We start from the raw sequence: 7,500 nt of genomic DNA on the forward strand, positions 1-7,500 counted from the left end.
TTGGATGCAGCGATTAGCGAACTATGGCGCAAAGTTCTCGCCAAGATAGAAAAATCGCTAAGCAAACCAAGTTTCGATACCTGGCTCAAAGCAACCAGGGCAACCACCCTGGAAGAGGATGCACTGATCGTCGTGGCGCCCAATGACTTTGCGAGAGATTGGCTCGAAACCCGGTACGCTCAACTGATTACCGATACACTATATGAAGTGACAGGTATCAATATGAAGGTAAAATTCGTCGCCCTGCAAAATCAGGATGCCGCATTTGCCGAGGAACAACCTACCCCACGGGTGAAAATGAGCGCTCCGCCCACAGCAGCGGATGACCAGCCACCCAGCATTTTGAATCCCAAGTACACCTTTGACACTTTCGTTATCGGTGCGGGAAATCGTTTCGCTCATGCCGCTTCGCTTGCAGTCGCAGAAGCTCCTGCCAAAGCTTACAATCCCCTCTTCATTTACGGAGGAGTCGGACTTGGCAAAACCCACTTGATGCACGCAATTGGCCATTATGTTATCCAACACAATCCATCGGCAAAAGTGGTCTATTTGTCGTCCGAGAAGTTTACCAATGAGTTCATCAACTCCATTCGGGACAACAAGGCCGTCGAATTTCGCAACAAGTACCGGAGTGTAGACGTTCTTTTGATTGATGACATTCAGTTTTTGGCTGGCAAGGAGTCGACGCAAGAGGAGTTTTTTCATACGTTCAACGCTCTGCACGAAGAGAGCAAACAGATCATCATTTCCTCCGACCGGCCTCCAAAAGAGATCCCGACGCTGGAAGACCGGCTTCGCTCCCGTTTCGAATGGGGACTGATTACCGACATCCAGCCGCCTGATCTGGAGACGCGGATTGCCATTTTGCGCAAAAAAGCGAAGGCAGAAAACCTCGACATTCCGAACGAAGTAATGGCTTACATCGCGAATCAAATCGACAGCAACATCCGCGAGCTGGAAGGTGCGCTGATCCGTGTCGTTGCTTACTCTTCCTTGATCAATCGCGACATTGATACGCAGCTCGCTGCCGAAGCTTTGAAAGACATCATTCCGTCTTCTCGCCCGCGCGTGATTACCATTATGGACATTCAGCGTGCTGTCGGAGAAGCTTTCAGTCTGAAGCTGGAAGACTTCAAAGCGAAAAAGCGGACCAAAACCGTCGCTTTTCCTCGCCAAATCGCCATGTATTTGTCTCGGGAGCTGACAGACGCCTCCTTGCCAAAAATCGGCGACGAATTTGGCGGACGCGACCATACAACTGTCATCCATGCGCATGAAAAAATCTCGCGGGCACTGGCAAGTGATCCGCAGATGCAAACTACGATTCAGTCGCTCATTGAAAAGTTAAAAGCAAACCACTAAACCTGTGCATAACGCAAAAAGCCTATACACAACTTACCCACATGTGTATAGGCTATCTTTTACGTTATCAGTCCACATATCCACAAATCCACAGGCCCTATTACTACTTCTGTTAAAAAGATATATCCTAATAAGTTATGATAAAGACGCAGCCATTATGCATAGTCCATTAAAAAAATGGCGCAGATAGAGGGAGGATCACGTTGATGCATATTACCGTTCAGCGAGACAAGCTGTCTAACGCCGTGTCACATGTCAGTAAAGCCGTTTCCAGCCGAACAACCATTCCGATTTTGACCGGGATTAAGATAAAAACAGATGACGAGGGGCTTACTCTGACTGCAAGCGACTCGGACGTATCCATCGAAGTACAGATTCCTTTGGAAGAAGCGGGAGAATGGGGAGTAACGATCCATCAGCCTGGAAGCATCGTTTTGACAGCTCGCATTTTCAGCGAAATCGTCCGCAAGCTGCCAAGCAACGAAATCCATATCCAGGTAGACGATCGCCTTGTTACCCAAATCCGTTCCGGACAAGCTGAGTTCACCATCAACGGAATGGATGCCAGCGAGTATCCGCAATTGCCGCATCTGGAAGAGGATAAAGTATTCAGCGTTCCCTGTGACTTGCTAAAAGCCATGATCCGTCAGACTGTTTTTGGCGTATCCACTTCTGAAATGCGCCCGATTCTTACTGGATTGATGTGGTCCCTGGAACAAGGCAAGCTTCGTTTTGTTGCGACTGACAGTCACCGTTTGGCCAGCCGTACTGCCATGGTAGAATGCCCGGATGACCTTTCCTTCCACAACGTAGTCGTACCAGGAAAAAGCTGCAACGAATTGGTAAAAATCTTGGATGATGACCAAAACCCTGCTGATATCGTCGTAGCTGACAATCAAATTTTGGTGAAGTCCAAGCACATTTTGTTCTATTCGCGTTTGCTGGAGGGAACTTATCCAGACACGACCAGAATCATTCCACAAGGAAGCAAAACAGAGATCACTGTCAGCACCAAAGAATTTTTGCAGTCGATCGAGCGCGCTTCCTTGCTCAGCCGCGAAGGCAAATCCAATGTAGTCAAGCTCGTTACGCTGCCGGATGGCACTGTGGAGATCACCTCCAACGCCCCTGAAATCGGGAAAGTAACGGATATTTTGAGCCCGAAAGCGATGGAAGGCGAAGAGCTGAAGATTTCCTTCAACGCCAAATACATGATTGACGCTTTGCGTGCGATTGACAGCTCCGAAATCAGAGCCAGCTTTACTGGCCCGATGAGCCCGTTTGTCATTCGTCCGACGGACCACGATTGGATGCTGCATTTGATCTTGCCAGTCCGTACTTACTAGGGTTTTTTCGTAAAAAAGTTCTTTTTCGTAAAAGAAAGGAGCCAAGCCATGCGTGAGGTTTCCATCAACACCGAATACATTGCTCTCGGCCAATTTTTAAAGCTGGCTGACGTCATCGATACCGGAGGCATGGCCAAAGCTTTTTTGGCAGAGGTGCCGATTCAAATCAATGGCGAGCTGGACAACAGACGAGGCCGCAAGCTATATCCTGGCGATGAAGTGGCGATTGAAGGCCATGGCCGCTTTCAAGTGGTACGCCGCTGAGAGGAGAGCGTGATTCTTGTTTCTCAAGAACCTGTCGCTTACCAACTATCGCAACTATTCATCCCTGTCCTTGGATTTTGATGGCCCCATCCAGTTGTTTATTGGCAACAACGCCCAGGGGAAAACAAATGCACTCGAATCGATATACGTTCTGGCTCTGGCCAAATCCCACCGTACGCCCCGAGACAAGGAGCTAATTACGTGGGATGCCGATTTCGCCACGATCCGTAGCGATGTTCTTCGTCGCTACGGTTCTGTTCGTTTGGAGCTACAGTTGACAAGCAAAGGAAAGCGGGCCAAAATCAACGGGATGGAGCAGCAAAAGCTGAGCGCCTATGTGGGAGCCTTGAACGTAGTCATGTTTGCGCCGGAGGATTTGTCCATTGTAAAAGGGGCACCCGCTCAGCGCAGACGTTTTATTGACATGGAAATCGGCCAGGTATCGCCCACTTATCTGTATTATTTAAGCAATTACAACAAAGTGCTGGCGCAGCGGAATCAACTGCTGAAGGACTTGGCGATGAAAAAAAGCCATTCGCTGGAAATGCTGGCAATTTGGAATACCCAACTAGCCGATTTAGCGGTAAAATTGTTGAGGAAGCGGTTTGAGTTTCTTCGCAAGCTCCAAGTATGGGCGCAGGAGATCCATACGGGCATTACCAATGGCCGGGAGAAGCTTTCCTTGCACTATGTAAACTCATCGCCAGTTACGGAAGAAATGTCGGTCGAGCAGGCTGTTGATACAATGCTGGCTGCCTATGAAGAGGTTCGCGACCGGGAAATCATGCGCGGAAGCACCTTGATCGGACCGCATCGCGATGATTTTTCACTCAAAGTGAACAACATGGATGTCCAAACGTACGGTTCACAAGGGCAGCAGCGCACGAGCGCACTGTCCATCAAACTGGCCGAAATCGAACTGATTAAAGAAGAAGTGGGGGAATACCCCGTTCTTTTGTTGGATGATGTCTTGTCAGAGTTGGATGAACATCGGCAAACCCTGTTACTCGAAACCATTCAGGATCGGGTTCAGACGTTTGTGAGCACGACAGGTGTGGAAGGCTTAAAGCATCAGGTTCTCCAGCAAGCCTCTCGTTTTTACGTGAAGGAAGGGACAATCTCGGGAGAAAGGTAGGGATCAGGGATGTTTATTCACATTGGTGGAGATACTGTGGTGAGCACAAAGGAAGTCATTTCCATCCTCGATCATCAAACCGTGAAATCCTCGAAGGTCAACAAGGCTTTCTTGCAGGAAAAGCGGAAGACGATCGTCGACCACAGCGTAGAAGAAACAAAATCGTATGTAATCACCAAGGATGCCATTTACTGTTCACCTATTTCTTCTCTGACGCTAAAGCGACGCGCTCAGTTCGTGGACAGCTTGGATCAGTTTCCCTTTGTACAAGCTGAAGTGGAGGAGTTGACAGAGTAGTGGATCAAGTGACGACGAACGATACAAACTATGATGCGAGTCAGATTCAGGTTCTGGAAGGGCTGGAAGCGGTTCGGAAACGCCCCGGCATGTATATCGGCTCAACCAGCAGCCGCGGTTTGCATCACCTGGTATGGGAGATTGTCGACAATGCCATCGATGAGGCGCTTGCCGGTTATTGCGACAACATCTTGGTGGTCATTCATCCGGACAACTCCGTATCTGTAACTGATAATGGCCGGGGAATCCCAACCGGCATCCACGAGAAAACCGGGAAGTCGACAGTAGAAACGGTTTTAACTGTCCTGCATGCCGGCGGAAAATTTGGCGGCGGCGGATATAAAGTTTCCGGCGGTCTTCACGGGGTAGGTAGCTCGGTTGTAAACGCGCTATCCGAGTGGATGGAAGTAGAAGTAAAGCAGAACAATCAAATTCACTATATGCGTTTTACGGTCGGCGCACCTGTTGCTGATCTTGCTGTTATTGGCGAGACAGAAGAGACGGGAACAAAAGTCACGTTCAAGCCAGACCCGACCATCTTTACAGAAACAACCGTTTTCGAATACGACATTTTGCAAAAACGTATTCGCGAGCTTGCTTTCCTCAACAAAGGACTGCGGATTACGCTGAAAGATACCCGTCCCGAACAGGAAAAGGAAGAATCGTTCCACTATGAGGGCGGTATTGTTCAGTTTGTGGAATATTTGAATAAAAACCGCGAAGCGCTGCACGAAGAAGTCATTTATTGCGAAGGGGAGAAAGACGGCCTGCTTGTTGAGGTTGCCCTGCAATACAACGACAGCTACGTGAGCAATATTTATTCTTTTGCCAACAACATCAACACGCATGAAGGCGGTACGCACGAAACCGGGTTCAAGACAGCTCTTACCCGCGTGATCAACGACTACAGCCGCAAATTCAATCTCCTCAAGGAAAAGGATGCAAACCTGTCCGGGGATGATGTGCGTGAAGGGATCACGGCGATTATTTCGGTGAAGATCCAGGAGCCTCAGTTCGAAGGGCAAACGAAAACAAAGCTCGGCAACTCGGAAGCGCGCAGCATTACCGAGTCCGTGTTTGGCGATCGTTTCAGCACCTTTATGGAGGAAAACCCTGGCGTAGCGAAAAAAGTGGTCGAGAAGGCTCTGATGGCTTCGCGTGCCCGTGAAGCTGCCCGTAAAGCCCGGGAAATGACTCGCCGCAAGAGCGCGCTCGAAGTCAGTGCTTTGCCGGGTAAATTGGCCGACTGCTCTTCCAAGGACGCTTCCGAATCCGAACTGTTCATCGTTGAGGGAGACTCTGCGGGCGGTTCTGCGAAGTCTGGCCGCGATCGTCACTTCCAGGCGATTCTTCCTTTGCGTGGAAAAGTGTTGAACGTAGAAAAGGCGCGCTTGGACAAAATTCTCGGCAACAACGAAATTCGCATGATCATTACGGCGCTCGGCACAGGGGTGGGCGAAGACTTCGACATCACCAAAGCGCGCTACCATAAAGTCGTAATCATGACGGACGCCGACGTGGATGGCTCACATATCCGTACGTTGCTGTTGACGTTCTTCTATCGCTACATGCGTCAGCTCATCGAAGCGGGGTATATTTATATTGCGCAGCCGCCGTTGTACAGCATCAAGCAGGGCAAAACGCTGCATTATGCTTACAACGACAGGCAGCGGGATGAAATACTCGCTACCCTGAAGACTACACCAAAGCCAAATGTGCAACGTTACAAAGGGTTGGGTGAGATGAACGCGGACCAATTGTGGGAAACTACAATGGACCCGGAGATGCGTACACTCTTGCAAGTTGACCTGGAAGACGCCATGGATGCCGATATGGTGTTTGAGACGCTCATGGGCGATGAAGTAGAGCCGCGCAGAGAGTTTATTGAGCAATACGCAGCGACTGTCAGAGATTTGGATATTTAAGATCCTTGATGGCTCCATATAGACATTGATTGCAGGAAGGCTCAGCTATGAAACAGGTGTGGAAAAGGCTTCTACCACGCTGTTTTGCGGATCGAAGCGGGTTTTTCGCTGGCTTTTTCGTAGCTGAGCCAGCCTTCTTGCAAAAAATTCACTTTTACCCGATAAAAAAATCAAAAATTCTATTGCAATGAATAAAAATCTATGCTAGATTAAAGATCCAGGAAGCGATACGGGCCTATAGCTCAGTTGGTTAGAGCGCACGCCTGATAAGCGTGAGGTCGGCTGTTCGAGTCAGCCTAGGCCCACCACTTACATAAGGCGATAGCAGCAAAATCAAGATCGCTTACCCATTTGAAAATGGGGCTGTAGCTCAGTTGGGAGAGCGCCTGCCTTGCAAGCAGGAGGTCATCGGTTCGATCCCGTTCAGCTCCACCATAGACTCCTAAAGGCAATTGGCCTGGATATTGTATTGTTCCTCGGTAGCTCAGTTGGTAGAGCAATCGGCTGTTAACCGATCGGTCGGCGGTTCGAGTCCGTCCCGAGGAGCCATATCACGCTCCTGTAGCTCAGTCGGTAGAGCGTTTCCATGGTAAGGAAGAGGTCGCAGGTTCGATTCCTGTCGGGAGCACCAGATTATTAAAAAGCACGGCCCGTTGGTGAAGCGGTTTAACACAGCAGCCTTTCACGCTGTCATACAGGGGTTCGAATCCCCTACGGGTCACCTATGAATCCCAACTACTTTGTTGGGTCCCTGACAAAAGTCGGGGAGTACGGAGGCTTAGCTCAGCTGGGAGAGCATCTGCCTTACAAGCAGAGGGTCGGCGGTTCGATCCCGTCAGCCTCCACCATTATTACAAAATGATAATTAATATGGAGCTGTGGTGAAGTTGGAGTTCACGCCGGTCTGTCACACCGGAGGTCGCGGGTTCGAGTCCCGTCAGCTCCGCCATTATTCAAACTAATGGTGGCATCTCATATGCACGAGGCTCGGTAGCTCAGTCGGTAGAGCAGAGGACTGAAAATCCTCGTGTCGGCGGTTCGATTCCGTCCCGAGCCACCATGAAATAATCAAATATGCCGGTATAGCTCAATTGGTAGAGCACCTGACTTGTAATCAGGGGGTTGTGGGTTCAAGTCCTATTGCCGGCACCACCTTTAATTTTCAGTTGAT

The 7,500-nt window shown here is 49.6% G+C and carries 6 protein-coding genes and 9 tRNA genes; all 15 read left to right on the forward strand.

Features of this window, described 5'->3' with window-relative positions:
* The 15 genes from dnaA (at position 1) to HP435_RS00075 (ending at position 7,481) form a co-directional block, all read left to right on the forward strand.
* Positions 1–1,362 (forward strand): chromosomal replication initiator protein DnaA, encoded by a 1,362-nt coding sequence (gene dnaA, locus HP435_RS00005; RefSeq protein ID WP_063231697.1) that lies wholly within the window; start codon positions 1–3, stop codon positions 1,360–1,362.
* A gap of 206 nt (positions 1,363–1,568) precedes the next feature.
* Positions 1,569–2,708 (forward strand): DNA polymerase III subunit beta, encoded by a 1,140-nt coding sequence (gene dnaN, locus HP435_RS00010; protein WP_122962225.1) that lies wholly within the window; start codon positions 1,569–1,571, stop codon positions 2,706–2,708.
* 48 nt (positions 2,709–2,756) lie between these two features.
* Positions 2,757–2,972: a S4 domain-containing protein YaaA gene (gene yaaA, locus HP435_RS00015; RefSeq protein ID WP_063231699.1), complete on the forward strand. Its 216-nt coding sequence runs from the start codon at positions 2,757–2,759 to the stop codon at positions 2,970–2,972.
* A gap of 16 nt (positions 2,973–2,988) precedes the next feature.
* Positions 2,989–4,107: a DNA replication/repair protein RecF gene (gene recF, locus HP435_RS00020; protein ID WP_173597195.1), complete on the forward strand. Its 1,119-nt coding sequence runs from the start codon at positions 2,989–2,991 to the stop codon at positions 4,105–4,107.
* 9 nt (positions 4,108–4,116) lie between these two features.
* On the forward strand, positions 4,117–4,404 hold the full coding sequence (gene remB, locus HP435_RS00025; protein ID WP_122962223.1) for an extracellular matrix regulator RemB: 288 nt from the start codon (positions 4,117–4,119) through the stop codon (positions 4,402–4,404).
* An 8-nt stretch (positions 4,405–4,412) separates the two neighbouring features.
* Positions 4,413–6,329 carry a DNA topoisomerase (ATP-hydrolyzing) subunit B gene (gyrB, locus tag HP435_RS00030; protein WP_370641116.1) on the forward strand — a complete coding sequence of 639 codons (1,917 nt, stop codon included), beginning with the start codon at positions 4,413–4,415 and terminating at the stop codon, positions 6,327–6,329.
* A 231-nt stretch (positions 6,330–6,560) separates the two neighbouring features.
* Positions 6,561–6,637 (forward strand) — tRNA-Ile (locus HP435_RS00035).
* Between the two features lie 51 nt (positions 6,638–6,688).
* Positions 6,689–6,764, forward strand: a tRNA-Ala gene (locus HP435_RS00040).
* A 38-nt stretch (positions 6,765–6,802) separates the two neighbouring features.
* A tRNA-Asn gene (locus HP435_RS00045) sits at positions 6,803–6,878 on the forward strand.
* Between the two features lie 6 nt (positions 6,879–6,884).
* A tRNA-Thr gene (locus tag HP435_RS00050) sits at positions 6,885–6,960 on the forward strand.
* A gap of 16 nt (positions 6,961–6,976) precedes the next feature.
* Positions 6,977–7,050 (forward strand) — tRNA-Glu (locus HP435_RS00055).
* Positions 7,051–7,101: 51 nt separating this feature from the next.
* Positions 7,102–7,177 (forward strand) — tRNA-Val (locus HP435_RS00060).
* A 24-nt stretch (positions 7,178–7,201) separates the two neighbouring features.
* Positions 7,202–7,278, forward strand: a tRNA-Asp gene (locus tag HP435_RS00065).
* Positions 7,279–7,313: 35 nt separating this feature from the next.
* Positions 7,314–7,389 (forward strand) — tRNA-Phe (locus tag HP435_RS00070).
* Between the two features lie 16 nt (positions 7,390–7,405).
* Positions 7,406–7,481, forward strand: a tRNA-Thr gene (locus tag HP435_RS00075).
* Positions 7,482–7,500 lie beyond the last annotated feature (19 nt).

The sequence above is a fragment of the Brevibacillus sp. HD3.3A genome, assembly GCF_013284375.2.
Taxonomy (GTDB): Bacteria; Bacillota; Bacilli; order Brevibacillales; family Brevibacillaceae; genus Brevibacillus; species Brevibacillus parabrevis.